Annotated in this window: 22 protein-coding genes and 2 pseudogenes; 12 read left to right on the forward strand and 12 right to left on the reverse strand. The window is 75.2% G+C overall.

Annotation, left to right across the window (positions count from 1 at the left end; genetic code table 11):
• The first annotated feature begins 18 nt into the window (after positions 1-18).
• The 6 genes from ABZY91_RS26610 (at position 19) to ABZY91_RS26635 (ending at position 7,094) form a co-directional block, all read left to right on the forward strand.
• Positions 19-837, forward strand: a complete 819-nt coding sequence (locus tag ABZY91_RS26610) for a serine/threonine protein kinase (RefSeq protein ID WP_329881846.1) — start codon at positions 19-21, stop codon at positions 835-837.
• A 6-nt stretch (positions 838-843) separates the two neighbouring features.
• A complete protein-coding gene (locus ABZY91_RS26615; protein ID WP_355405547.1) occupies positions 844-2,601 on the forward strand; it encodes a serine/threonine-protein kinase in 1,758 nt (585 codons plus the stop codon).
• Between the two features lie 73 nt (positions 2,602-2,674).
• Positions 2,675-3,775, forward strand: coding sequence for an ionic transporter y4hA (locus ABZY91_RS26620; RefSeq protein ID WP_329881848.1), 1,101 nt, complete (start codon positions 2,675-2,677; stop codon positions 3,773-3,775).
• A gap of 78 nt (positions 3,776-3,853) precedes the next feature.
• Entirely contained in the window at positions 3,854-4,288 is a 435-nt protein-coding gene (locus tag ABZY91_RS26625; protein ID WP_355405560.1) for a transporter substrate-binding domain-containing protein, read from the forward strand.
• A 313-nt stretch (positions 4,289-4,601) separates the two neighbouring features.
• Positions 4,602-6,023, forward strand: coding sequence for a geranylgeranyl reductase family protein (locus ABZY91_RS26630; protein ID WP_355405548.1), 1,422 nt, complete (start codon positions 4,602-4,604; stop codon positions 6,021-6,023).
• Positions 6,024-6,410: 387 nt separating this feature from the next.
• Positions 6,411-7,094 carry a TNT domain-containing protein gene (locus ABZY91_RS26635; RefSeq protein WP_329951083.1) on the forward strand — a complete coding sequence of 228 codons (684 nt, stop codon included), beginning with the start codon at positions 6,411-6,413 and terminating at the stop codon, positions 7,092-7,094.
• 107 nt (positions 7,095-7,201) lie between these two features.
• Here ABZY91_RS26635 and ABZY91_RS26640 read toward each other — a convergent pair whose 3' ends face one another.
• A complete protein-coding gene (locus ABZY91_RS26640) occupies positions 7,202-7,732 on the reverse strand; it encodes a GNAT family N-acetyltransferase (RefSeq protein WP_355405549.1) in 531 nt (176 codons plus the stop codon).
• Positions 7,733-8,201: 469 nt separating this feature from the next.
• On the opposite strand from ABZY91_RS26640, the gene ABZY91_RS26645 reads away from it, so the two are divergent.
• The 4 genes and pseudogenes from ABZY91_RS26645 to ABZY91_RS26660 form a co-directional block, all read left to right on the forward strand.
• The gene (locus ABZY91_RS26645; RefSeq protein ID WP_355405550.1) at positions 8,202-8,654 is read left to right on the forward strand and encodes a hypothetical protein; all 453 of its coding nucleotides are present in this window, start codon (positions 8,202-8,204) and stop codon (positions 8,652-8,654) included.
• A gap of 67 nt (positions 8,655-8,721) precedes the next feature.
• A complete protein-coding gene (locus tag ABZY91_RS26650; RefSeq protein WP_355405551.1) occupies positions 8,722-9,315 on the forward strand; it encodes a DUF3040 domain-containing protein in 594 nt (197 codons plus the stop codon).
• Complete coding sequence (locus tag ABZY91_RS26655; RefSeq protein ID WP_329951079.1) at positions 9,315-9,683, forward strand: PRC-barrel domain containing protein; 369 nt, start codon at positions 9,315-9,317, stop codon at positions 9,681-9,683. The genes ABZY91_RS26650 and ABZY91_RS26655 overlap by 1 nt, the downstream gene beginning before the upstream one ends.
• A 69-nt stretch (positions 9,684-9,752) precedes the next feature.
• A pseudogene (locus ABZY91_RS26660) lies at positions 9,753-10,304 on the forward strand (type 1 glutamine amidotransferase domain-containing protein); the annotation flags it as partial.
• 241 nt (positions 10,305-10,545) lie between these two features.
• Here ABZY91_RS26660 and ABZY91_RS26665 read toward each other — a convergent pair.
• From ABZY91_RS26665 to ABZY91_RS26695, 7 genes and pseudogenes are all read right to left on the reverse strand, one after another.
• On the reverse strand, positions 10,546-11,397 hold the full coding sequence (locus ABZY91_RS26665; RefSeq protein ID WP_355405561.1) for a DNA ligase: 852 nt from the start codon (positions 11,395-11,397) through the stop codon (positions 10,546-10,548).
• A 141-nt stretch (positions 11,398-11,538) separates the two neighbouring features.
• Positions 11,539-12,417, reverse strand: a pseudogene (ligD, locus tag ABZY91_RS26670) (non-homologous end-joining DNA ligase); the annotation flags it as partial.
• A gap of 123 nt (positions 12,418-12,540) precedes the next feature.
• A complete protein-coding gene (locus tag ABZY91_RS26675; RefSeq protein ID WP_355405552.1) occupies positions 12,541-13,203 on the reverse strand; it encodes a TetR/AcrR family transcriptional regulator in 663 nt (220 codons plus the stop codon).
• Positions 13,200-14,381 (reverse strand): saccharopine dehydrogenase, encoded by a 1,182-nt coding sequence (locus ABZY91_RS26680; protein WP_355405553.1) that lies wholly within the window; start codon positions 14,379-14,381, stop codon positions 13,200-13,202. Before ABZY91_RS26680 ends, ABZY91_RS26675 begins: the two co-directional genes overlap by 4 nt.
• A 35-nt stretch (positions 14,382-14,416) precedes the next feature.
• Positions 14,417-14,818: an MmcQ/YjbR family DNA-binding protein gene (locus ABZY91_RS26685; protein ID WP_355405554.1), complete on the reverse strand. Its 402-nt coding sequence runs from the start codon at positions 14,816-14,818 to the stop codon at positions 14,417-14,419.
• A gap of 5 nt (positions 14,819-14,823) precedes the next feature.
• Positions 14,824-15,324 (reverse strand): VOC family protein, encoded by a 501-nt coding sequence (locus ABZY91_RS26690; protein ID WP_355405555.1) that lies wholly within the window; start codon positions 15,322-15,324, stop codon positions 14,824-14,826.
• Positions 15,325-15,385: 61 nt separating this feature from the next.
• On the reverse strand, positions 15,386-16,300 hold the full coding sequence (locus ABZY91_RS26695) for a helix-turn-helix domain-containing protein (protein WP_329881862.1): 915 nt from the start codon (positions 16,298-16,300) through the stop codon (positions 15,386-15,388).
• A 149-nt stretch (positions 16,301-16,449) separates the two neighbouring features.
• Between ABZY91_RS26695 and ABZY91_RS26700 the strand changes: the two genes are divergently transcribed.
• Complete coding sequence (locus tag ABZY91_RS26700; protein WP_329951074.1) at positions 16,450-16,884, forward strand: CBS domain-containing protein; 435 nt, start codon at positions 16,450-16,452, stop codon at positions 16,882-16,884.
• A gap of 78 nt (positions 16,885-16,962) precedes the next feature.
• Here ABZY91_RS26700 and ABZY91_RS26705 read toward each other — a convergent pair whose 3' ends face one another.
• The 3 genes from ABZY91_RS26705 to ABZY91_RS26715 form a co-directional block, all read right to left on the reverse strand.
• On the reverse strand, positions 16,963-19,089 hold the full coding sequence (locus tag ABZY91_RS26705; protein ID WP_355405556.1) for an NPCBM/NEW2 domain-containing protein: 2,127 nt from the start codon (positions 19,087-19,089) through the stop codon (positions 16,963-16,965).
• Positions 19,090-19,267: 178 nt separating this feature from the next.
• Complete coding sequence (locus tag ABZY91_RS26710) at positions 19,268-21,412, reverse strand: alpha-galactosidase (protein WP_355405557.1); 2,145 nt, start codon at positions 21,410-21,412, stop codon at positions 19,268-19,270.
• A 564-nt stretch (positions 21,413-21,976) separates the two neighbouring features.
• Positions 21,977-22,786: a DeoR/GlpR family DNA-binding transcription regulator gene (locus tag ABZY91_RS26715; RefSeq protein ID WP_355405558.1), complete on the reverse strand. Its 810-nt coding sequence runs from the start codon at positions 22,784-22,786 to the stop codon at positions 21,977-21,979.
• Positions 22,787-22,963: 177 nt separating this feature from the next.
• Here ABZY91_RS26715 and ABZY91_RS26720 point away from each other — a divergent pair, with 177 nt between their 5' ends.
• The gene (locus ABZY91_RS26720) at positions 22,964-23,548 is read left to right on the forward strand and encodes a pyridoxamine 5'-phosphate oxidase family protein (protein ID WP_329881866.1); all 585 of its coding nucleotides are present in this window, start codon (positions 22,964-22,966) and stop codon (positions 23,546-23,548) included.
• Positions 23,549-23,613: 65 nt separating this feature from the next.
• On the opposite strand, the gene ABZY91_RS26725 is transcribed toward ABZY91_RS26720, so the two are convergent.
• Complete coding sequence (locus tag ABZY91_RS26725) at positions 23,614-24,249, reverse strand: DinB family protein (protein WP_355405559.1); 636 nt, start codon at positions 24,247-24,249, stop codon at positions 23,614-23,616.
• Positions 24,250-24,510: the final 261 nt, after the last annotated feature.

The raw sequence follows: 24,510 nt of genomic DNA on the forward strand, positions 1-24,510 counted from the left end.
CCCACGGAGGTGACCTGCATGGACACGGTCATCGTGCAACTTCCCGACCCCCGCCCGCCGGTACCGCCCGACCGCCGATTCGCCCGGCTGACCCGGCCACCGCGCACCGCCCCGCCCCGGCGCCCCGCGCTGCTGCACCTCGGCCCCGGCGAAGCCGTCGAGTTCGGGCGCGGCGAGCCCGGACGCCCGATCGGCGTGCCGATCGCCGATCAGGGCGTCTCGCGCCGCGCCGGCGAGATCACCGCGGCCGAGGACTACTGGCGGCTCTCCAACTTCAGCGCCACCGCGACCTATGTCGTCGAGAACCTCGAAGGGGCCGGCGAGCACGTCAAGGTCGCTCCCGGACGGCTCGGCGCACCGGTTCCGTTCGAGTTCTCCCGGATCCTCCTGCCGGCTCTCGGCGAACCGGTCGCCTTCAAGGTCTTCGCCCCCCAGCACGCCTACCTGGACGGCGTGCCGGGCTCGCCGGCGGGCGCGGGCGGCGAGCGGACGGTCAGCCCGTTCGCCCTCGACCCGACCTCGAAGTACTTCCTCGTCCTGCTCGCCCTCTGCGAACCGCGGCTGCGCTCGCCGTCCGCCGCCGCCGTCCCCGGCGCGACCGAGGTGGTGGCCCGGCTGCGTGCCCTGCCGGCCTGTGCGGGGCTCACCCGCTCGGCCGTCAACTACCACATCGACTACCTGGTGGCGAGCAAGCTCCGGCTCCGCGAAGCGCCGGAGGACGGTCCGGGCGAGGGCGGCGCCGGTGGCAAGCGGGAGGAACTGGTGGCACTGGCCCTCAAGTTCGACCTCGTACGGGAGGAGCACCTGACGCTGCTCCCGCCGCGGCGCACCGGCTGACCCGCCGTGGAACCGCTCGACCGGGCCCGCGCGGCCGAGCCGGTCCCGGGCGATCCGGCCGGGGCGGCACCGGCCGGTGCCGCAGCTGCGGTCGGACGGGCGGCGGTCGGACGGGCGGCGGTCGAGGTGGCCACGGACGGAACGGACGAACAGGCGCTCGGCGAGCCGGTGTTCGAGGTGCCGCCGGGCTACCCCGTCGCCGGGTACCTGGTCGGCGAGCCGATCGGGGCCGGCGCGTGGGGCAGCGTCTACGCGGCCCGCAAGGACGGGACCGCCCCCGGGTCGGCTCCCGGGTCGGCCGAACCTCCGGACGCCGCCGTCAAGTTCCTCCGTCCCGCGCTGCTCAGCCCCGGCCAGCGCCGCACCATGGAGCAGGTCGCCCGCAGCGAGATGCGGTTCAGCCGCCTCGCCGACCACCCCCACCTGATCCGCACCCTCGCCGTCGTCACCGTCCGGGACCGGGCCCACCCCGGCCTGGACGGAGCGGTGGCCCTGGTGATGGAACGCGCGGACCGCAGCCTCCAGGACGTCCTCGCCTCGGCGGGCCCGCCCGGGGCCGTCCCCGGCGCCGAACGGATCCTCGCCGAGGTCGGGGCCGGCCTCACCCACATGCACGCCGTCGGCTGGGTCCACGGAGACCTCAAGCCGGGCAACGTCCTGCTGATGCCCGACGGCACCGCCAAGCTCGCGGACTTCGGCCTCACCGCCGAACTGGAGGGCACCCACGCCTACGCCCCGCCGCTCGGCTCGCCCGACCACGTCCCGCCGGAGTGGTGGTCGCAGCGGACCGGAGCCCGCGGGGTCGCACTCCGGCCGAGTGCCGACCTCTGGGCGTTCGGCGTCCTCGCCCACCAGGTGCTCACCGGTCTGCACCCCTTCCTCGGCGCGACCGCGCGGGCCCGTTCGCTGGCCGCCCTCGCCTACGCGCGCGGCGCCGCCCCGCTCCGCCTCGACGGGGCGCTCCCCGCGCCGTGGCGGCCCCTGGTCACCGCCTGCCTGGCGGCCGACCGGGCCCGGCGCTCGGAGGTCGACCTCGCGGCCCTCCTCGCCACGGCCCTCCGGGAGGCCGCCCCGCAGGGAGCCGCCGGACCACCGGCCTCTCCGGCCCCCGGCTCTCCGGACCCCGCCCCGCCGGGGACGGCCGCCAACGGGCGTCGGCGCCGCCGCGCGGCGGTGGCCCCGCTGCTCGCGGCGGCCGGTGCCCTGCTCGCCCTCTCCGGAGCCCCGGAGCCGGCCGCCCCCCGGCCGGGGTCCGCGGCAGGGCCGGCGGTCACGGCCCCGCTGCCCGGCGCGATCCCGCCCGGTGCCGACGTGCCCGCCGCACTGCGCGGCCCGATCGACGACGCCGCCCGCCGCTGTCCCGAACCCGAGATCACCCCGGTCCTGCTGGCCGCGATGCTCAAGGCGGAATCCGGCTTCGACCCGGCCGCCGCCCGCCCCGCGACGGGGGAGTACGGCGTCGCCATGTGGACGCCGGCCGTCTTCAACGCCTGGGCGCAGGACGGCGACCACGACGGCGTGAAGAACCACCTCGATCCGGCCGACGCGATCGCCTCGATGGGCAACTACGTCTGCTGGCTCGACCAGCGGTTCAAACAGCGCGGCTTCACCACCGGTCTGCCCGCCCTGGTGGCGGCCGGCTACCGGACGAGCGACAAGACGGTCGCCGACGCCGGGGGCGTCCCCGAGCGGGTGAAGCCGCATGTCGCCAAGGTCCTCGGCTACCTCGCCGAGTACGCTGACCAGGGCGGTTCCGGTACATGAGGTGGGCCACATCCTCGCCCTCCCCGGCGGTGTCACCCGGCCGCGAGCACTCCGGGATGCGATGCTCGGCCGCATGTTCACCAAGCTCCGATCGGCCGCCACCCAGTGGACCACCGCCGTCCCAGCGGCGGCTTTCCTCGTTCTCGTCCTGACCTGGCACCGCGATCTGCCCGGCTGGGTGGTGGCCCTGGTGTCCTGCTTCCTGGCGGGCGCCGTGCTCGCCGCCGTGCACCACGCCGAGGTGGTCGCCCACCGCGTGGGGGAGCCGTACGGCTCACTGGTGCTGGCGGTGGCGGTCACGGTCATCGAGGTGGCGCTGATCGTGACGCTGATGGCGGACGGCGGTGACAAGGCCGCGACGCTGGCCCGCGACACCGTGTTCGCCGCGGTGATGATCACCTGCAACGGCATCTTCGGTCTGTCACTCCTGGTGGCGGCCCTCAAGTACCGGGTGGCGGTGTTCAACGCCGAGGGGACGGGCGCGGCGCTCGCCACCATCGGCACCCTGGCCGCGCTGAGCCTCGTCCTGCCGACCTTCACCACCAGCTCGCCGGGCCCGCAGTTCGCGCCCGCCCAGCTGGCCTTCGCCGCGGCGGCGTCGTTCCTGCTGTACGGGCTGTTCGTGGCCACCCTGACGGTCCGGCACCGGGACTACTTCCTGCCGGTCACGCCGGAGGGCAAGGTGCTGGACGAGGAGGACCACGCCGCGCCGCCGACCGTCCGTGCGACCGTGACCAGCCTGATGCTGCTGGGGGTGGCGCTGATCGCGGTGGTCGGCCTGGCGAAGGGCGTCTCGCCGACCATCGAGTCGGCCGTGGACTCCGCGGGGCTGCCCGCCTCGGTGGTCGGCGTCGTGATCGCCCTGCTCGTGCTGCTGCCGGAGACCATCGCGGCGATCCGGTCGGCGGTCCGCAACCGGGTGCAGACCAGTCTCAACCTGGCGCTCGGCTCGGCGCTCGCCAGCATCGGCCTGACCATCCCGGCGGTGGCGATCGCCTCGATCTGGCTCACCGGCCCGCTGGTGCTCGGCCTCGACTCCTCGCACCTGGTGCTGCTCGTGCTGACCCTGATCGTCGGCACCCTGACGGTCATGCCGCGCCGGGCGACACCGCTCCAGGGCGGGGTGCACCTGGCGATCCTGGCGGCCTACGTGGTGCTGGCGATCAATCCCTGACACGGCCCCGCGGCCGCGGGGGAGCAGGACGGACCGGGCGGGCCGGTGACCGGGAGCGGTCGCCGGCCCGCCCGCGTCGTGTGCCCCGGCGACGACCTCAAGGGCCCGCCCGGCGACCCCGCCGGGCTCGATCCGGAGCTCGCCCGGGCGATCGGGCGCCACCTCGGCCTGCGGGTCGCGTTCACCGACCTGCCCTTCGACCGGCTGATTCCGGCCGTCCAGTCAGGGCACCCGGACCTGGCGATGTCCGCCGGCCGCCGACACCCGGCAGCGCCGGCTCGGGGCCGCCGAGGACGGCCGCCGGGCCGACGCGGGCGTCGACTTCGTCGACCACTTCGTCGACCACTTCGTCCACCACTTCGCGCCCGGCACCTCGATGGTGGTCGAGGCGGGCAACCCGCTGGACCTCTGCGCCCCGGAGAGCTCTGCGGCCGCACGGTGGCCGTCCGGCACGGCACCGGCCAGGACGAACCACCTTGCGGGACGTCCGGGCGAAGACGGTGGGCCGGCTGATCCGGAACGGCGGGTACGACCGGATCCTGACCGAGTGGAACATCCGGAAGGGGGCGTTCTCCGGCGCCGTCGTCGAAGGCGGCTTCCGACGGCACAACCCGGCAGCGGAGTCCGGTAGCGGGACCCGGCGGCGGGCGCGGTGGCGTTCCGGGCCCGCCCCCGGGGGCCTCCCGACGGCCGGTCCCCACCGGTCGTCGGAACGGGTCCGCGTGTCGGGGCGCGGCGCGGCGGACAGTGTCCATATCGTCTGAGACCGCCGAGGTCCGCCGAGTCCGCCGCCGAACCGACCGACCGACACCCGTGGGAGCGCCGAATGCCCGGCCCAGCAGAGCAGTCGTCCACCGACCCCGCCCGCCCGGGCACCGGCCACCCGGGCACCGCCCCGGCGACGGCCGGTCCCGACGCGGCCGGTCCCGACCGGGACCGGGGCACAGCGGAGGGTGCCGGCCCCGACGGTCCGGACGTCGACAGCGCCGACGTGATCGTCGTCGGCGCGGGTCCGGCCGGTTCCACCGCCGCCTACCACCTGGCCCGCACCGGGCTGGACGTGCTGCTGCTGGAGAAGTCGTCGTTCCCCCGCGAGAAGGTCTGCGGCGACGGCCTGACCCCGCGTGCGGTACGGCAGTTGGTCGATCTGGGCATCGACGTCTCCGAGTCGGCCGGCTGGTTGCACAACCGCGGCCTGCGGCTGGTCGCCGGCGGGCGCCGGCTGGAACTGGACTGGCCCGAGCTGTCCGCCTTCCCCGGCTTCGGGCTGGTCCGGCGCCGCGCGGACTTCGACGAGCTGCTCGCCCGCCGCGCGTCCTCGGCCGGTGCCCGGCTGGTCGAACGCGCCAACGTGTCGGGCCCGATGATCGACGAGCGGTCCGGCCGGATCACCGGTGTCACCGCCCGGCTGGGCGAGGAACGCCGCCCGGTCGTCTACCGCGCGCCGCTGGTGGTCGCGGCCGACGGCAACTCCACCCGGCTCTCGCTCGCGATGAAGCGCTACCGCCGGACCGACCGTGCGATGGGCGTCGCGTACCGGACCTACTTCACCACCCCGCGCCACGAGGACCGCTACCTGGAGGCCTGGCTCGACCTGCGCGACCCCGGCGACCCGGCACGGCGCCTGCTGCCCGGCTACGGCTGGGTGTTCGGGATGGGCGACGGGACCGCCAACGTCGGCCTGGGGGTGCTCGACACCGGCGCCGTGGCCGGTGAGGTGGACTGGCGCGAGCTGCTCCGCCGCTGGTGCGCCGACCTGCCGCCCGAGTACGGCTACACCCCCGAGGGGGTCACCGAGCCCGTCCGCGGTTCCGCCCTCCCGATGGGGCTCAACCGCCAGCCCCACTACGCCGACGGACTCCTGCTGGTCGGCGACGCGGGCGGAACGGTGAGCCCGGCCACCGGCGAGGGGATCGCCTACGCGATGGAGTCCGGCCGCTTCGCCGCCGAGACGGTCGTCCAGGCGCTGGCGCGGCGCACCGACCGGGGGCGCGAACTCGCCCTGCGCGCCTACCCGCAGGCGCTGCGCGCCGCCTATGACGGCTACTTCGCGCTCGGCAGGCTCGTCGCCGAGGCCCTGGGCCGCCCCCGGCTGCTCGGCGCGGCCGGGGCCGCCGGACTCGGCAACCCGGCCGTGCTGAAGGTGGCGTTCCGTCTGATGGTCAACCTGACCGAGCCCAACTCCCGCGACGCGCTGGACCGGCTGCTCCATCTGCTGGGTCGGCTGGCGCCGAGCAGCCGGGGCTGACCGCCAGGTCCCGCGGCGAGGACTCGCGCCGCCGGTCCGCTCCGGCCGCCGCGCGGCGGAGACCGCGACGGGAGGGGGCGTGACCCTCCAGTCTGCGCGCCCCCGGTGGCCGGCGTGCGCAGGTTGGCCGAATCCGGGGGAATCGACGGCGCTGCGGGCCTGGCGTGTTGACGCGGGGTCAGATGATCCGCTTGCCTAGGTCGCGGCCCGGACACGGAGGGTGACTGATCGCCCGGTGTCCGGGAGGATCCGGCCGGCCGCGCCCTGCGGCCTGCCACCGTCCGTCACCGGCCGCCCCGGCCGGCGCCGAACGGCCGCCGGTTCCCGACCGGCCACCGGACCACCGACCCACCCGACCCACCCGACGACTTTCACGACGGAGACATCGTGCGCCTTCGCCTTCGCCTGTTCGCCGCACCGCTCGCCGCGGTCGTGGCCCTGCTAGTCCCGAGCATCCCGGCGGCCGCCGATTCGGCCCCCGACGTGCTCGCCGCCCGGGCGGCCGCGACGACTCCCTCGAACGAGTGCTCGGAGGCCGACCACCACGGGGACCCTCGGCTCGGTCCCGCCGACCTCCCGACCCGGGGCCCGGTAGGCCGAGAGCTGATCGGCTACAAGCGCACCGGAAACCTCACCGAGGAGCAGTTCCTCGCCACCTACTACAGCCCCACCGCCAACAACGGCGCCCCGGGCTGGATCTACCCGCCCGCCAACGGGTACGTCACCCTGCCCGACGGCACCCCCATCGAGTTCGAGATCACCCTCTACCCGAACCAGAACATCGACCGTTACGGCAGCGAGTACGGCTCCTTCCTCGCCCCCGAGGGCCTGCCCTACGCCAGCCGCTCCATCCCGCCGCAGAGCCTCGACAGCAACCCGGCCGCACCCTGCAACTACCACGACTACAAGGTCCTGAAGCCGTTCAAGGTGCACGCCGGCCCGATCGCGCCCTGGTTCGGCCAGCCCGGCTACGGCTTCCAGTACCAGCTCGACGCCGCGCTGGTGCCGAACGGCCCGTCCAGGCTGAACGTGCTCTGGCTCGTCGACAACGGGTACCTGGCCCGCATCTGACCCCTGCTCCGGCCCGGCCCGAGCCCGTCACCCCGGCTCCGGCCGGGCCGGGGCCGGGGGGTCCGCGGGCTCCCGTCCGACCCCGGCGGCCACCGGACGGGAGCCCGTCACCAGACGTCGCCGTCGCGCCAGTCGCAGGCCAACCGCCCGCCGAGGTCCAGCGGGGCCGCCCCCGGCAGCACGAACACCGCGCCCTCCTCCTCCGGGGTCGCTACCGGGCCCTGCGGAGCGAGCACGGCGAGCGGACCTCGCCACGGCAGCCACCCGCGCGCGGCGTAGAACCGCGCCGCATCGTCCGCCGCGCAGAGCGCCCCCAGCTCGTACCCGCCTCGGATCACCTCCTCCAACGCCGCCATCAGTGCCGCGCCGTGGCCGCGCCCGCGCCGGTCGGCCCGGACCACGACGTTCTCGACGTAGCCGGTGCGCAGCGCGCGCCCGCCGTGCAGCATCCGGCGCTGGACCACGGACGCGTGGCCGACCAGCAGGCCGTCCTCCCGGACGAGCGCGTGCAGGCCGCCGAGTCCGTGCTCCCAGTCCTCCTCGGCGAGGTCGTCGAACTCCTCGGACAGCAGGCCCCGGACCGCCTCCCGGGCCGCGCGGTCCAACCGGGCGGTGTGGACGGTGACGAGGTCGCGCATGCCCCGATCGTGGCACGCCCGTGCGCCGCGTCGCGCCGTCGGCCCCGGCCGACCCGGACCTCGCCCTCCGGCACCCGCTCCGCACCACCGACGCGCCGTCGGCCGGAGGAGCGGGGACGCCGCCGCCTTCGCCGCTGTCGACCGGGCCGGCGGGGGCTGCTCGGCAACACCGCCCGCGCCGCCTCGCCACCGACCCGCGCGCTCCGCCCGCCCGACCGTCGGACCGCCCGGCCGCTCGCCCGCCGGACCGCCCGTCCCGTGGCCGCGATCACTCCGGGTGAGCGGGCGGGCGCGCTGCGCGCCGCGGCGGAGGCCGGCCCCGTGCTCCCGTCCCGGTCCACCCGGCGGCGCCACCGCTCCGGTCCCGCCCCGAGCTGCGCGGACGCCGTCGCGCCGGGCGGAGGCAGGGGGTGCGGGCCTAGTCTGGAAGGGCGCGCCGGTACGCGGTGCGGAACGGGATCGGTGAGCCATGACGGTCATCTCGGCGGCACTCTTCGGGACCGACTGGCGCGGTGCGTCGCCCGGCTCCGCCGAACTGTTGCGCGAGTGCGCCGCGCGGGGCTGGACGGTGGTCCTCACCGCCCCCGGACCGGTCGGCGCACCGGTACTCACGGTGACCGCGCCGGGGTCCGATCCGCTCGGAGCCGGGCTCGGTCTGGTGGGCGGCACGCCGTCCCACGCGGTGTTCGTCGCCGGAAGCGTTCCCGAAGTGCGGTCGGCGCGCCGGGCCGGAGTGCCCTGTGTCGCCGTACGGGGCGGCGGCGCGACCGCCCCGGAGCTGCGGGCGGCGGGCGCGGCCGAGGTGCACCGCGACGCCGTCGCCCTGTTGCGCGTGCTGGACGACAGCCTGCTCGCCCGGCCCCGGGCGTTCGGCGCCGGCCGTCTCCCGGCCGCCGTCGCGCCCGGGGGCCGGAGCGGTTAGCACATACCGGACCGGGCATTCGCCCGGAGGAGTGGACACCGTCACCGGAAGCCCGGAGGTGACCGAGATGGACGGACCCGCGTTGAGCGGACGGGAGCGACGTCTCCTTGAGGAGATCGAGGACGACCTGCGCCAGGACAGCCGCCTCGACCGGCGGCTGAGCACGATGGGCGCCAAACGTCCGAGCCGCGGCCGGCGTGCGGTACGCGGCCTCGCCCGCCGGGTACCGACCGGGGTGGCGATGACGGGGCTGGTGATGTCCGCGGTGTGCCTCAGCATCGCGGTGCGGAAGCCCACGGCGGCCGTGCTGATCGGGGTGGCGGTGCTGTGGGCGGGCAGTGTCGCCCTCGCGGCCGGCATCGCGGCGCTGCTGCACCACCAGCACCGGCACCAGCAGGGCGGTGTGGACGACCTGGGCGACTCGGCCCGCCGGCCGGACCTGCGCGGTCCGGACCTGGGCGGACGGGATCCCGGTGGGCGGTATCCCGCCGGCGGCCCGGACTTCGCCAAGGGGGCCGGTGGACCCGACGACCGCGGCGGCTCCCGCCGCCGCCGAGAACGCCGCGACCGCCGTGACCGGCGCCCGCACGGTGACCGCCGCCAGGATCGCGAGCACCGGCAGCACCGCGAACGGCGGCCCTGGGACGACCCGGAGGCGTGATGACGACCGACCTGTGGGAGTACCGTCCGGGCTCCCACCACAGCACCGACCTGACGCTGGTCGGCTACGAGGTCGAGGCGACCGACGGTCCGCTCGGCCGGGTCGAGCAGGATGCCGGGGACCATCTGCTGGTGGACACCCGGCCGTGGGTGCCGGGCGCCCCCGTGCTGGTCCCGGTCGGGCTCGTCGCCCGGATCGACCACCTGGAGCTGGTGGTCCACCTCGACTGCCCGCGCGCCCGGATCCGCTCCGCCCCGCCGCCCGCCGCGGTCGACCACACCGGAGGCGGCCTGACCGCGCACGGCCGGGCGGCCCTGGACGACCACTACGTGCAGGACGAACACCGGACCGGCACTCCCGGTCCCTGACGGAAACGGCCCGTACGGGGCCGCCGGGACCCTTCCGGGACCGGAGCTGACGAGAGCGGGGTGGGACGGATGACCTTCGTCGTCCTCACCGGGCGGACGGTCGCGTTCCTGGTCGCGCCCGAGGGCGCCGAGCAGGTGGAACTGACCTCTCCCTGGCAGGCGGTCGCCGAGGCCGGCGGCACGCCCCGGCTGCTCTCCACCCGTCCCGGGCGCGTCCAGGCCTTCCGGGGGCTGGAGCGGGCGGACACCTTCCCCGTCGACGACGTGGTCGGCGAGGCGGACCCGGCGGACTACGACGCGCTGGTGCTGCCCGGCGGCGTCGCCGGCCCCGACCGGCTGCGGCTGGACCGGGACGCCGTCGGATTCGTCCGCGACCTGTGCGCCGCGGGTCGGCCGGTCGCGGTGATCTGCCACGGCGCGTGGACGCTGATCGAGGCGGACGCGGTGCGCGGACGCACGCTCACGTCCTGGCCCGGCATCCGCACCGACCTGGTCAACGCGGGTGCCCACTGGGTCGACGAACCGGTCCATGTCTGCCGCGACGGCCCCGGCGTGCTGGTCTCCGGCCGGAAGCCGGCAGACCTGCCGGCCTTCGAGGAGGTGCTGGTGACCGAGTTCGCGCACGCGCCCGCCGGCAAGGGCCCGCCCCCGCCGTGGCCCACCGCCCACACGCCCGAACCCTCGCGCCACACCGCCGCCGGTCACCCGGCCACGGGGGAACCGCCCGCCGCGGAACGCCCGGTCACGGAACGCTCGGTCACGGCGGGCCCGGTCACGGCGGGCCCGGTCACGGAACTGCCCGCCGCGGAACGCCCCGCCCCGCGCACGCCGGAGTAGTCACGGGCCGTTCGGCGGGCCCGGATCAGTCTCCGCGCAACCGCACGAAGGTCGCGGTCGCCGTCCGCCCGGTGACCGTCACCTCGGCCCGCAGCGGAGTGGCCAGCGGCCGGACGGCCCCGTACCGGGGATCGTGCACCGCGGGGCCCAGCCGGCCGGCCGCGGCCTCCGCCACCCGGCGCGACTGGAGCGGCGACAGCGGCGGGGACGACAACAGCACCCGTCCGTCGTCCAGCTCCAGGACCAGCGCGCGCGGCCGGGCCGGTGGTCCGGTCACGGCGCGCACCGTCGCGTCCAGGGTGTCGCCGCGCCGGTACTTGACCCAGACGTGGCCCGCGCCCCGCGCCCGGTAGCTCGAACCGGCCGCCTTGCAGACCAGCCCCTCCACCCCCGTGTCGGCCAGCCGTTCCATCCAGGCCAGCGCCTCCGCCCGGTCGGTGGTCGCCAGCACCGGCTGGACCGGCGGCGGCACGTCGGCCAGGGCGGCCAGCAGCAGCCGCCGCCGGTCGGTCAGCGGCAGCCGCCGGACGTCCCGGCCGGGCAGGGCCAGCAGGTCGAAGGCGATCAACCCGAGCGCCACGTCCTCCGAGGCCCGCGCCTGCCGGGTCCGCAGCAGTTCCTCGAAGGCGAACCGGCCGCCGCGCCAGGCGACCAGCTCCCCGTCCAGCACCAGTCCGGCGGGCAGCCGGGCGACGGCGGCGGCGATCGACGGGAAGTCGGCCGCGAGGTCCCGGCCCGAACGCGTCTGCAGGTACGGCACGCGCTCCCCGCGGGCGAACGCCACGCATCGGAAGCCGTCCAGCTTCAGTTCGTACAGCACGCCCGAACCGCCCAGCCCGTCCGCCGCCGGGACGGCCGGGACGGCGGCCGGGCGCATGACCTCCACCGGGGGTTCCAGGACGGCGCGGTCCGCCACGGCGGGCCGGCGCACCGTCCGGGCCGAAGCGGAAGCGGCGGGTGCGGTGGCGGAAGCGGTGGCGGAAGCGGGGCCGGTCGGTCCCGGGGCGGCGGTGGCGCGCGGCAGCGGGCGGGCCCGCTCCGGGTCGAGGAGCGGTGCATACAGGTCCCCGAGCCGGGCCAGCCGCTCCGGCACCTCGGCGATCGTGAACACCAGCGCCTCCGCCGACCGGGCCCGTCCCAGCTCCTCCCAGGTCAGCGGCGTCGACACCGTCGGCCGGTCCTGCGCCCGGACGGTGTACGGAGCGGCGGTGGTCTTCCGGGCGGCGTTCTGCGACCAGTCGACCAGCACCCGGTTGGTGCGCCGGGCCTTCGCCATGGTGTGCACGACCAGGTCCGGGTGGGCCGCCTCCAGCTCGGCCGCCAGCGCCTTGGCGTACCCGGAGACCTGCTGACTGGGCGTCGGCTCCAGCGGCACCAGCAGGTGCAGTCCCTTGCCGCCGGAGGTCTTCACCCACGCCTCCAGCCCGTCCTCCGCGAGGCGGTCGCGCAGCAGCCCGGCCACCGTCCGGCAGGTGAGGACGGTGGCTCCGGCGCCCGGGTCGAGGTCCAGCACCAACCGGTCGGCCGTCCCGGGCTCTGCCGCGTGCCACTGCGGGACGTGCAGTTCCAGGCAGCCCAGGTTCGCCGCCCAGAGCAGCGCGGCCCCGTCGTCCAGCACCACCTGACGGAGGTCCCCGCCGCTGCTCGGCACCTCGACGGTGCGCACCCAGCGGGGCGTCCCGGCGGGCGGGTTCTTGGCGATGAACACCTCGCCCGCCACGCCGTCCGGGCAGCGCAGGAACGACACCGGCCGGTCGCGCAGGTGCGGCAGCAGTGCGGTGTGGACGGCCGCGTAGTAGCGCAGCACCTCGCCCTTGAGGGTGCCGGTCCGCGGGAAGTAGACCTTGTCCAGGTGCGAGAGCGCGAGCGTGCGCCCGTCCACCAGCATCTGCGGCATCGCCGCCTCCGAGCCTGCACCGGTCGTCAGGCCCGGGCGGGCACGGCGTCCCGGCCGGGCCCCCTGCGGCCAGTCTGCCCGCACTCCCGACCCGGCGCGACCCTGTCCGGGGGAGCCGCCGACTCAGGGGCCGAGCAGCGCCAGCGCGGCCCGGAGCAGTTCCCCGTCGGAGGCGGGCTCCCGGTCGCCCGCCACCCCGGAGCGGAACAGGGCGGCTCCCTCCACCAGCATGACGAAGACCGCCGCGCGGGCCCGGCGCACCTGTTCCGGCAGCTCCGGCCGGGTCCGGGCCAGGAACGCCGCCACCTGCTCCCGGTACTCGTCGTAGAACCGCCGGACGGCGCCCGCCACCGCCGTGTCCCGCGCCGCGAGTGCCCACACCTCGGCGAACAGGCGCACCAGCCGGGCGTCCTCCTGCTCCGCCAGCAACGCCGTCACGAGTTCCCCGGCCCGGTCGTCCGTGCCCGGCGCCAGCAGCGGTGCCAGGCGCTCCGCCGAGCGGCCGAGCACCCGCTCCAGTACGGCTGCCACCAGGTCGGCGTGGGTGGGGAAGTAGTACTGCAGGTGCCCGAGCCGGACCCCCGCGGCCGTGGCCACGGCCCGCATCGAGAGTTCCGCCCCGCCCCCGGTGACCAGCACCTCCTCCGCCGCGTCGAGCAGTTCCGTCCGCCGCTGCGCCCCCTTCCGTCCCCGGCCGCCGGCCGCAGTTCCGGGAGGCGGGTCTGGGAGGGGGTCGGGAACGGGGGTGGCTTCGGCGTCGGGGCCGGGCCCGGGTGCGGAGGTCATGCGGCCGCCTTCGTGTCGTGGGCGGACCGGACCTCGACGGTGACGCCGAGGTCGGCCAGGTCGGGGAGGACCCGGGCGGGCCGGGGGGTCTGCTCGGGGAAGGCCGCACCGACGGGCGGCGCGGCGCCGTCGGTGCCGAGGACGCGGCGCAGGGCGAGCAGGGCGCCGACGGCGGTGAGGTGGGCCTGTCCGGCGCGGTCCTCGATCACGGCGCTGAGGGTCCGGCCGGCGTGGGAGACGTCGACGCGCACGAGGGCGGTGCCGCCCTCGCCGGGGGAGTGGAGGAGGGCCCGGCGGGCGGGCTCCCACCGGTCGCCCCGGCCCCAGCGGAAGAAGCCGCTGTGCTTGGCGGCCAGCAGGGCGCGGGTGCTGGTCAGGGAGCTGAATCCGATCCGGGTGACGGCGGTCGCGGTGCCCAGGACGAGTGGCAGGGTGAACTGCTCCGGCGTGTCGATGCAGGCCACCCGGGTGGGGTGGGCGCCGATCCGGACGGTCCGGGCGTCGCTGAGCGGGGTGACCGGGCGGCGGCGGCCGTCACGGATCACCTCGTAGTCCAGACCGAGGCGGTCCATGAACTCGACGGAGTCGGCGCCCGCGCGGTCGGCGAGGTCCCAGCGGACGGCGGTCTCGACGTGCTCCGCGCCGCCGAGCCGCTCGGCCAGGGCGGCGGTGACCAGGCTGGTGACCCCGCCCATCCAGGCGGAGGAGAGCAGGACCGGGGCGGCCGGGCGCAGCAGGGCGGCCACCGTGGCGGCCCGCTGGAGCCGGGCCGTCCAGCGGGTGACGTCCACGTACGGGACCGCGCCCCGGACGGCGGCCCGCAGGACCCGGTCGTCGGGGTCGTTGACGACGCCGACGACGGCGCGCACCGCAGCCGTGAACGGCGCGGGGTCGGCGAGGTCCCAGCGGCGGAAGGCCGCGTGCGGGGCGCCGCCGAGCTGCTGGACGAGGGCGGCGGCGCGCTGTTCCGTCCGGCCGGTGAGCAGGACGGGGTGGTCGGCGGCGACCAGGCGGGCCAGCTCCCCGCCGACCGTTCCGTAGCCGCCGACCAGCAGGACGGGGCCGTCGGGGTCGTGGGTGAGGGCGTCGTGGACGCCTGCGGGGCGGGTGCCGGCGTGGTCGGTGCTGCCGGTGGCCGCGGTGGCCGCGGTGGCTTCGGTGGTGTCGGAGGTGGTCATGAGAGAAAAATAGGTCACCCGACCTAAAAGAGGCGTTAGCTCGGCCGGCCGGCCCGGCCCGACACCAGTGCGTGGGCGTCCGCGACCAGGTCCTCGACCCGCTCCCAGTCGAGCGCCGGAAGATCGAGACGGACGCCGATCCAGCCCCGGTGGCCGACGTACGGGGGCCGGAAGAACAGGTCGGGGTCCTCGGCGGTCAGGAACTCCTGGGCACCGGCCGCCGCCGGGCACCAGAACGCGAGGCGGTCGTCGTGGTGGTGGTCGGCGAGCATCACGAACACCCGCGCCCGCCGGCCGGTGCCCGCGAACCAGGTCGGCTCGCCGTGGCTGACCCGCTCGTCGACCTCCGGCAGCGCCCGGCAGATCGCCCGCAGCCGTTCGACGGCGGCCGGGCCGCCGTCGAACGGTGCGTGGCCGGCCGGTGGGTGGTCGGCCACCGGGGTCACCCGGCCGACGGGCGGGGCGCGCCCGGGTAGTTTCCGAAGTGCCAGTGGTTGCCCTCCGGGTCGGCGGCGGCGAAGCCCCGCGACCCGTAGTCGGTGTCGGCGGGCGCCGCGGTGATCCGCGCCCCGGCGGCGACGGCCCGCGCGTGCACGGCGTCCGGGTCGGCCGTGACCACGTACGCGGTGAAGGACCCCGGACCGCCGGGCCAGGGGGCGGAGCCCTCGGGCGTCGGCCGCTCGGAGCCCAGCATCACCCCGCCGCCCTCCGGCCAGGCCAGCTCGGCGTGCGTCACGAAGTCGCCCTCGCCGTAGGCGACGACCTCCTCGAATCCGAACGCCTCCACCAGGTGGCGGATCAGCGCCCGGGCGTCGGCGGCCCGCAGGCTCGGCCAGACCTGGGGGGCCGGTGCGGCCCCGCCGCTCGCGGCCGCGGTGCTCGTGGTCCCGGCGTTCGTGGTCCCGGTGCTCGTGGCCCCGGTGTCGGTGGTCTCGGTGTCCATGGCGGATGCCTCCTCGGGATAGCGGCGGCCGGGACGGGGCGGACGCCCGGCCGGTCGGCCGTCATGCGTCCCACTCTGGCGCCGCCACGACCGGCTCGCCTTGGACGTTTCGGAACTTCACCTCGTCCGAGCCCTCCTCGGCCAGCCAGACGCTCGGCGCGCACCCGGCCAGCGCACGGAACTCGCGGGCCAGATGCGCCTGGTCGAAGTAGCCGCACCGCACGGCCAGCTCCGCCAGCCGGGGCACCGGGCCGGTCGGGACCAGCAGCCGGCGGGCCCGGTCGAACCGGATCACCCGGGCCGCGGCCTTCGGGGTCAGCCCGGTCTCCCGGCGGAACCGGTCCTGGAGGTGCCGCCCGCTCCAGCCGGTCTCGCGGGCGAGGTCCGCGACCGGAAGCGCCCCGCCGCTGCGCCGCAGCACGTGCCAGGCCCGGACGACCTCCGGCGGCACCTGGCCGGACGGGCGCGCGAGCCGGAGCAGCGCGCCGTCCAGCGCCGCGAACCGCTCCGGCCACCCGGCCGCCGCCCGTACGGCGTCCTGGAGCCGTTCGACGGTCCGACCGAGCACGGCCTCGGCCGGCACGTCCAGCCCGGCGAGCTCCCCGGCGGGCAGACCGAACAGGGCGCGCGCCGCCAGCGGGTGCACCGAGAGCTGGATGCCGGACTGGCGGCCGTCGTGCGTGATCAGGGCCGGGGCGGTGTGCAGGCCGCCGACCAGGGTGGTGAAGCTCCCGGGGGGCTGCGCCGGGTCGGGGTGGCCCGCCATGGTGAGCGGCTCGTCCAGCGTGAGGATGAAGGTCAGGTACGGGGACGGCAGGCCCCGGTGCAGGGCGGGCGCCAGTCCGCGCTGGCGGTACCCCGAGTACCAGGCCACGTACGGGCGCAGGGCCGTCGCGGGCCGGGCCCGGACCGCCTCGTCCACCACGTCGCGGGTCGTCGTCGCTCCACCGGACGTACCGGCCGGCTGCTCCGTCACGCTTCCAGTATCGGCCCGTCCGGGCCCCGGCGGTGACCGGCCGGTCACCGGGCCCGCGGGCGGTGGGCTCGCGGGCCCGCGGCGTCGTGCCTATGGTGAACGCACCGGACTGCCCGGTGCTCGGGGGGAGATCCTGAGGAGGAGTCCCCGTGACGACTGCCCGAGACATCATGCACACCGGCGCCCAGTGCATCCGCGCCGACCAGACGCTCGCCGAGGCCGCCATGATGATGCGCGACATGAACGTCGGCGCCCTCCCGATCTGTGGTGACGACCAGAAGCTGAAGGGCATCATCACCGACCGCGACATCGTCCTCCGATGTATCGCCGAAGGGCGGGACCCGGCCGGGATGACGGCCATGGAACTCGCCGGGCACCTGCACTGCGTCAGGGCCGAGGACAGCATGGACGCGGTGCTGAGGAAGATGGAGCAGCACCAGATCCGCCGGATCCCGGTCATCGACGGCGAGCGGCTGGTCGGCATGATCAGCGAGGCCGACCTGGCGATGGGCCACCGCGACGGACAGCGCCTGACCGACCGGCAGATCATCGAGTTCATGGACAGCGTCTACATGAAGCGGTGACGCCGCGGTCCTGCCGCGCCCGGCCACTGGGGAGCCCCCGCGCCGTCCGGCGCGGGGGCTCCCGTCGTCGTGCCGGTGTCAGCAGGTGAGCACGGGGGCGGCCCAGTCGGCGTGGTCGCTGTTGGTGCCGTCACCGCCGTCGGTGACGACCAGTCGCAGCTCGTTCGCCCCGGCCAGGTCGGCCGTCAGCCGCTTCGCTGGGGTCGCCGAGGTGACCCGGCCGCTGTCGGCGACCTTGACGTCGTCCTTGTAGATCTCGAACGAGACGGTGCCCCGGCCCTCCGCCTCGGCGTCCACCCCGACCTCGGTGGTGACCGAGGAGCAGGCGCCGCCGAGGTAGTAGACGATCTCGCTGAACGCGTTGACGCCCAGGCCCTTGGCGTACGTCGTGCCGGCGATGGTGATGGTCCGGCCGTCCCGGGCCTGGTTGCCGCCGTTGCTCATGTCCTTCTCGACCGGGCCCCAGCTGTTGCCCGCGGAGGACCAGGCGAGGTCGGAGAGCTGGTGCGTGCCGGCCGCCGGGCCGTTGCCGCAGGCGATCCGCGCACCCGCCCAGTCGGCGTGGTCCCAGCTGGTGCCGTCACCGGCGTCGGTGACCACCAGGCGCAGCTCGTTCGCGCCGGTGAGGTCGGCGGTCAGCCGCTTGGCCCGGTCCTTGCCGGTGAGCGTGCCGCTGTCGGCGACCCTGGTGCCGTCCCGGTAGATCTGGAAGACGACCGAACCGTTGCCGTAGGCCTCGTCGTCGACCCCCACGTCGGTGACGAGGTTCTTGCAGGTGCCGCCCAGGTGGAAGGCGATGTCGCTGCCGGCGTGCACGCCCAGGCCCCTCGGGTAGGCGGTGTCGCGGATGCTGATGGTCTGTCCGTCGCCCCGCTCGTGCTGGCCGTTGCTGCGGTCGCGCTCGACCGGCCCCCACATGTTGGTCACGGAGCCGAACGGCAGGTCACTGAGCTGGGTCATCCCGTTCGGCGGCGAGACCGGCGACCGCGGGGTGACGCGGAACATCGCGGTGCCGTGTCCGGGCACGACGGCGCTGAGGGTGCCGTCGCCGGTGGTGGACTTCTTCGACCACAGGTCCTTGACGGTGTAGGAGGTCGCGCCGCCGATGCCGACGGCCTGCGCGGTGGTGGTGACGGTCGTGTCGTAGGAGCCCTCGTTGGTCAGCGTGACCGAGCGGCTGCCGTCCGCCAGGGGCTTGCTCATGACCACGAGCCCGCCCTCCCGGGAGACCACCGTGCCCTGCCGGCCGAGCGGGTCCTGGTCCACCGCGATCACGTCGGTGTTGGTGAGGATCTCGAAGGTCTCCGGCTCGGCGGTGCGCAGGTCGGTACCGATCATCAGCGGGGCGGCCATCTGGGCCCAGAGGCTGAAGTGGGTCCGGTACTCGGTGCCCGTCATGCCGCCGTTGCCGACCTCCAGCATGTCGGGGTCGTTGAACGCGCCGGGTTTGGCGTATCCGGCGAGGCCCTGGTTGGCCTGCGCGATGGAGATCATGCTCTGCCACGTGTCGCTGATGTCCCCGGTGGTGCGCCAGGAGTTGCCGACCGGCTGCGCCCAGTTCCACGGGCCGGTGCTTCCCCACTCGCAGATGCTGTAGAGGATCGGGCGGCCGGTCTTCTTCAGCGCCTCGCCCATCGCCTTGTAGCGGGTCTGCGCGTTGACGCCCTGGTTGTTGCAGTTGTCGTACTTGAGGTAGTCCACACCCCAGGAGGCCCACAGGTCGGCGTCCTGCTGCTCGTGGCCGAGGCCGCCGGGGAAGCCCTTGACGTCGCAGGTGTGGTCGCCGGCGCTGGAGTAGATGCCGAACTTCAGGCCCTTGGCGTGGACGTAGTCGGCGAGGGACTTGATGCCGTGGGGGAAGCGCACCGGGTCGGGGACGAGGTTGCCGGCGGCGTCGCGGTCGGGCAGTGCCCAGCAGTCGTCGAGGTTGACGTACTGGTACCCGGCCGCCTTGAGGCCCTTGCTGACGAAGATGTCGGCGATGCCCTTGATCATCGCCTCGTTGAACTGCGCGCCGCAGTAGGTGGAGTTCCAGTTGTTGAAGCCCATCTGGGGCGTCAGGTTGAGGCCGTTGTCGAGGGCTGCCGCCGGGGGCGCGGCGGCGAGTTGGAGCCCGGTGGTCAGGGCGGTGCCGCCGGCCAACAGGGCGAGGGCGGTCAGCGCCGTCGCTGCGCGGCGGGCCGGCCTGCGGTTGGGGGATCGCACGAGTCCTCCATGGGGTCGGAACCGAACTGGCTGGTGCACGGGGAAGTTGGTTCGGGGAGGGCGCCGGGCGGCCGGAGGGCCGGGCCCGGCGCCCCTGGTGCGGGGGAGCGGGAACCATGGCTGTGCGGCTGTGCGGCTGTGCGGGAACGCGGGAACGCGGCTGTGCGGGAGCGGTGGCTCAGGAGAGCAGCGTCCAGGACTGGCCTGCGGCGGCCGGGTCCGGCGGGCTGATGACGACCGTGGAGGTCGGGGCGGCCTGCGGGGCGTTCAGGGCCAGCCCGGTGGCGACGTTGGTGATGGTCAGCGCGCCCGTCGCGGTGTTCTGGACGACCCGCCACTTCTGGTGCGGGCTGGCGGGGTCGTACCGGTTGAGGACCCAGGCGGCCCAGCCGGGCCCGTTGCCTCCGGTCAGCGTGCCGTGCACCTGGGTGTCGGTGCGGCAGTTGTCGGTGATGTGCACGGTGCCGTCGGGGTTGGGGCTGAACATCCACTGCTCCGAGGTGTGCCAGCTCCACCAGGTGTTGACGCCGACGGTCGAGCCGTCGGGCGAGCTGCAGGTGCCGCGCACCTCCAGGGCCTGGCCGCCGGTGCCCCCCGCGCTGATGCCGTGGTACCGGCCGTCGCCGATGACGGCGGCCGGGACGGTGGTCGGCAGCGCCTTGAGGCGGTACATGGCGACGCCGTGCGGGGCGACCTGGGTGCCGAGCGCGCCGGTCACGGTGCCGGTGGCCCCGGTCCAGAGCTCCTTGGACGTGTAACCCGGGCCGGTCAGGCCGAGTTCGGCGAGGGTGGTGGAGATCGTGCGGGAGCCGGCCGGGTCCTGGTTGACGAGCAGGACGGCCGTGTCGCCGTCCGCGAGGGGGCGCTTGAGGACGAGCGGGGCGGTGCTGCTGGTCGGCGGGGCGCCGACCAGGGTGGCGGGCTTGCCGAGACGGTCCTGGTCGACCGCGATGACGTCGGCGTTCTTGTAGATCGCCAGGGCGGAGTCGGAGATGCCGGTGGACCAGGTGTACCCCTCGTCGGTCCGCACGGAGTCCGCCGCGGTGCGCAGATCGGTGCCGGAGATCAACGGGGAGGCCATCATGGCGAGGATCGCCATCTCGCTGCGCGACTCGGTGTCGGTCATCGGCTTGTGACAGGTGCAGTGGTCGGTGACCCCGTACAGGCCGTACGGGTCCTGCCAACCGGCGAACATCATGTCCATGTCGTTCCAGCTGCCCGGCCGGACGTTGCCGGGGTAGCCGAGCGAGGTCCGCAACTGTCCGTTGTACAGCACGCCTTCGAGGTCGGGGCCGCGGTCGCCGCCGATCCGGCAGAGGCTCGCGACCTGGCCGCACCAGACGCCGGTCGGCGCGTACCCGGGCGCCTCGCGGGCGGGGGTTCCGGCGGCGACCACCACCGGATCGGTACGGGCCGGGTCGTCGCCGGCCAGCAGGTGGGGCACGCCGGTGTGGACGGGCTGGGCGGAGACGCTGAGGGTCACCCGGGGGCTGTTCCGGGCGGCCGAGGCGGCGTCCAGGGCGCGGCGGAAGTCCTGGACCCGGGCGTAGATCGAGCGGGTGAGCTCCCTGCCCTGGCCCTGGGTGCCGTAGTTGTGGCCGTCGGGACCCAGGACGGGCGGCCCGTAGGGGCAGTCGTCGTACTTGACGAAGTCGACGCCCCAGGCGACGAAGTCGGCGGCGTCGACGCTCTCGTGCCCCAGGCTGCCGGGACGGCCCTGGCACGTGGTGTACGTGGTCGTGGCGTAGAGACCGAACTTCATGCCCTTGCGGTGGGCGTACCAGGACAGGTACTCGATGCCGTTGACGGTCCGGCCGTCGACGACGCGGGAGGGGAAGCGGTCCGGGTGGGGCACCAGGTGGCCGGTGGTCGGGTCGGACCCGGTGCCGTCGGTGCCGCTGACCGGGTTGCCCGCGGCGTCGTAGAGCTGCATCGCGCCGTGGGAGTTCTTGACCAGGTCGGTGCTCTGGCCGTCGCGGTGGCCCACTGACCAGCCGTCGTCGACGGTGACGGTGTCGTAGCCGGCGGCGACCAGGCCGCGGGAGGACATGAAGTCGATGGTCTGGACGACCTCCTCCTGGGTGACGCCGGTGCCGAGGGTGTTCCAGGAGTTCCATCCCATGGGCGGGGTGGGGGCGAGTCCGCCGTCCTGGGCCGTACCCGTCGCCTCCGGGGAGGTCGGGCCGGCCTGTCCGGCGGTCGGGGCGTGGCGGGTGGCGGCCGTCGCCGCGGCGGGACCGAGGACGGTCGCGGCCAGCCCGGACGCGGCCAGGGTGAGGGCGAGCAGAGTGCGCGGCAGGAGGCGCGGCGCGGGTCTGCGCATGGGTGCTCCAAGGTGGGTGGGGGAGCCAGGTGGTGCTTTCTGTCTGTTTTTCAAACGGAAAGCAACGCAGCATAGGCATGCCCGTGAGGCGCCCTCAAGAGGTGTGCATGGACCTGTCCAGTCGCGACTTGCTTGTCCCATATGGCCTGTCACGGCTCGATCTCGACAGCTGCCAGGACTTGACGGCGAGCGCCTGCAAGGTGTGATATTTCACATGACGTTTGAATGGGTTGGGTTCTGATTGATTGAGGCGGTCCGTTGTGGCGCGAACCAGCGGTGGGACCGCAGGCCGTTCGGGCTGCCCGGGAGGTCGGGACGGCGCGGCCGGCCTCCGACGGCCGGGTGCGCGCGGAGTCCCGGCCCGGCCTGCGCCGAGGCCGGTCTCGTGCCACGGCTCGGCACCGCCCGGGGCGACCGCGTGAAGGGTGTGCGAGGGCGCTCGACGCCGCCGTCCCCGGCGTCCGGGAACGGCGGCGCGGTCTCGTCGCCGGCGGCGCCGACTCGGTCCGGCGGAACGGCGCCCGGCCGCCGCTGCCGGTCGGGCGGTCATGCCTCCGGCAGCGGTCACGCCTCCGGCAGCGGTGCGACGACCAGCTCCCCGACGGTCTCCGCGAGCGTGCTGCGGGCCTGGGCGTTGAGTTCCGAGTCCGTGACGAAGACGTCGATCTCGTCGAGCGTGGCGAAGCCGCTGAGCGCGACGACCCCCCACTTCGTGTGGTCGGCCACCACGGCGACCCTCCGGGCGGAGGCGACCAGTGCCCGGTTGGTCTGGGCCTCCGCGAGGTTGGGCGTCGTCAGGCCGGCCTTCTCGGACACCCCGTGGGCCCCCAGGATCAGCAGGTCGACGTGGAGGGACTGGACGGCCAGGTCGGCCAGCGGGCCCACCAGCGCGGCGGACGGCGTCGGCGAACCGCCGGTCAGCAGCAGCGAGGGCGAGCCCGGCTCCCCCTTCTCACCGGCCGAGCGGATCAGCTCGGCGACGGGCAGGGAGTTGGTGACCACCGTGAGCCGCGGCACGTGCAGGAGCCTGGCCGCCACCGCGTAGGCGGTGGTCCCCGCCGCGACGGCGATCACGCTCCCCGGCTCGACCAGCGTCGCCGCGGCCTCCGCGACGGCGGCCTTGGCGGCGGACTCCAGACCGGACTTCGCCTCGAAACCCGGCTCGTCGATGGCGGTGCCCGAGGCGGCGACCGCGCCGCCGTGCACCTTCTTCACCACACCCGAACGCTCCAGCGCATCGAGATCGCGGCGCACGGTCATGTCGGAGACGCCCAGCTGATCGACCAGCTCGGCGACGCGCACGGCCCCGCTGCGGCGCACCATCTCGGCGATCAGCGCCTGACGCTGGTGGGCCAGCAGCCCGGTGTCGGCCAAGACCCGACTCCCCTCACCCTGGTAGAACATCGGAAGCGAACAGGCCCCAAAGGATAGTCAACCCGGCGGGGTCGCGGCCGGTCGGGGCGGGAAGCCGCAGGCGGGAGCGCCGCCCCGGAGTGTCTCGGATGGCGAATATCCGATCGGCCCGGCCGGCGCAGTCGCCAGAATGGTCGTATGGGAAAGACATACGAGAAGATCGACGGCCGCCTGCGCGGGTTCATCGAGCGACAGCCCGTGTTCTTCGTCGCCAGCGCTCCGCTGGCGGGCGAGGGGCACGTCAACGTCTCGCCGAAGGGACGGGCGGGGACGCTGGTGGTGATCGACGAACTCACCCTCGCCTACCTGGACTTCGGGGGCTCCACGGCGGAGACGCTCGCCCATGTTCGGGAGAACGGGCGGGTCACGCTGATGTGGTGCGCGTTCGACGGGCCGCCGACGGTCGTCCGGGTGCACGGGAAGGGCGAGGCGGTGTTCCGCGACGACCCGCGGTTCGCGGGGCTGCTGGGCGAGTTCGACCCGGCGGTCGACGGGGCGGGGCTGCGGGCGATCGTGCTGGTGGTGGCGGAGCGGGTCAGCGACTCCTGCGGGTTCGCGGTGCCGCTGATGGACTACCAGGGCGACCGCGACCTGCACACGCAGTACTTCGGGCGGAAGACCGACGAGGAGTTCAACACCTACTGCGAGGGCAAGCCGTACGTCGGCACCAGCCTCGACGGGCTGCCCGCGCTGCCGCTCCCCCTGCCGGCCCGGCCCGCGTGACCACCGGCCCGCGCGACCGGCCCGCGTAACCGGTCCGGGTGACCGGTCCGGCCCGGCGGCTCCGGTCAGGAGAGCGGTTCCGACCGCGCGCGGGAGCGGTGGAGGTCGCGGAGCAGGGCGATCTCCGCGCCGTGGTGCAGCAGCTCCTGGTTGACCCACCAGACGATGTCGAGGAACGGATCCTCCGGGTCGCTGCCGTACGGGTACGCGCTGTGGCCGACGGTGTCGAGCGCGGCGTCGTCGGTCGCGAGGAGCGTCGCCCGCCAGGCGCCCGCCGCGCTGTCGAAGCCCTTGACCGCGGAGTCGGCGTCGCCGCTCACCGGGTGGTCGTCCCTGGTCAGCGAGCGGGTGCCGGTCGTGTGGTCGGCGCGCAGCGCCAGCATCTCGGTCAGGTGGCTCAGTCGCCAGGCGAGGGTGGTGAAGGGAGGCGGGACGGGGTGCGGGGCCGGTGAGGCGTCGCGGCCCCAGGTGCCGGGGCCGACGAGCAGGGTGGCGCGCTCCCCGGGGCCGTCCGCGTGGCGGCGGACCGACCAGCAGCCGGGGACCGGCTCCCAGAGGTACTCGTCGTCGGTGAGCGGCCCGACCGGGACGTCCGTGCCGTTGCCGCTGTCCATCACCGGTCCGGCCAGCCGGTCGGAGAGGCGGCGGTGCGCGAAGTCGAACTGTTCCAGCAGGGGGACCAGACGTGCGGGCAGGGTCATCCGGACGTTCCTCCGATGGGCGCGCGTGCGAGCTGTGCGCCGGGCGCGGGCAGGGGCGCGGCACCGGACCGTCCGGTCCGACCGGCCGAACCCTTCCACAACGGTGGCCGGGCGGCGACACCTTTTCGGGTCCGTCTCGCGCGTGGTGGGGGTTTTGCGCATCCGTGGGGGGTGTGGGGGATGCACGACGCCGCTGGACCTGACCGGTGGTGTGGTCGGTGCAGCGGCGTTGTCGTGGGCCCGGTGGGTGGGTTGCCCGGC

It is taken from the genome of Kitasatospora sp. NPDC002965, from assembly GCF_040611255.1.
GTDB lineage: Bacteria > Actinomycetota > Actinomycetes > Streptomycetales > Streptomycetaceae > Kitasatospora.

Coding starts and splice junctions, on each gene's coding strand:
- ABZY91_RS26610 (WP_329881846.1), top strand. CDS start 19: ATGGACACGGTCATCGTGCAACTTCCCGACCCCCGCCCGCCGGTACCG.
- ABZY91_RS26620 (WP_329881848.1), top strand. CDS start 2,675: ATGTTCACCAAGCTCCGATCGGCCGCCACCCAGTGGACCACCGCCGTC.
- ABZY91_RS26630 (WP_355405548.1), top strand. CDS start 4,602: ATGCCCGGCCCAGCAGAGCAGTCGTCCACCGACCCCGCCCGCCCGGGC.
- ABZY91_RS26640 (WP_355405549.1), bottom strand. CDS start 7,732: ATGCGCGACCTCGTCACCGTCCACACCGCCCGGTTGGACCGCGCGGCC.
- ABZY91_RS26645 (WP_355405550.1), top strand. CDS start 8,202: ATGACGGTCATCTCGGCGGCACTCTTCGGGACCGACTGGCGCGGTGCG.
- ABZY91_RS26650 (WP_355405551.1), top strand. CDS start 8,722: ATGGACGGACCCGCGTTGAGCGGACGGGAGCGACGTCTCCTTGAGGAG.
- ABZY91_RS26655 (WP_329951079.1), top strand. CDS start 9,315: ATGACGACCGACCTGTGGGAGTACCGTCCGGGCTCCCACCACAGCACC.
- ABZY91_RS26665 (WP_355405561.1), bottom strand. CDS start 11,397: ATGCGCCCGGCCGCCGTCCCGGCCGTCCCGGCGGCGGACGGGCTGGGC.
- ABZY91_RS26675 (WP_355405552.1), bottom strand. CDS start 13,203: ATGACCTCCGCACCCGGGCCCGGCCCCGACGCCGAAGCCACCCCCGTT.
- ABZY91_RS26680 (WP_355405553.1), bottom strand. CDS start 14,381: ATGACCACCTCCGACACCACCGAAGCCACCGCGGCCACCGCGGCCACC.
- ABZY91_RS26690 (WP_355405555.1), bottom strand. CDS start 15,324: ATGGACACCGAGACCACCGACACCGGGGCCACGAGCACCGGGACCACG.
- ABZY91_RS26710 (WP_355405557.1), bottom strand. CDS start 21,412: ATGCGCAGACCCGCGCCGCGCCTCCTGCCGCGCACTCTGCTCGCCCTC.
- ABZY91_RS26720 (WP_329881866.1), top strand. CDS start 22,964: ATGGGAAAGACATACGAGAAGATCGACGGCCGCCTGCGCGGGTTCATC.
- ABZY91_RS26725 (WP_355405559.1), bottom strand. CDS start 24,249: ATGACCCTGCCCGCACGTCTGGTCCCCCTGCTGGAACAGTTCGACTTC.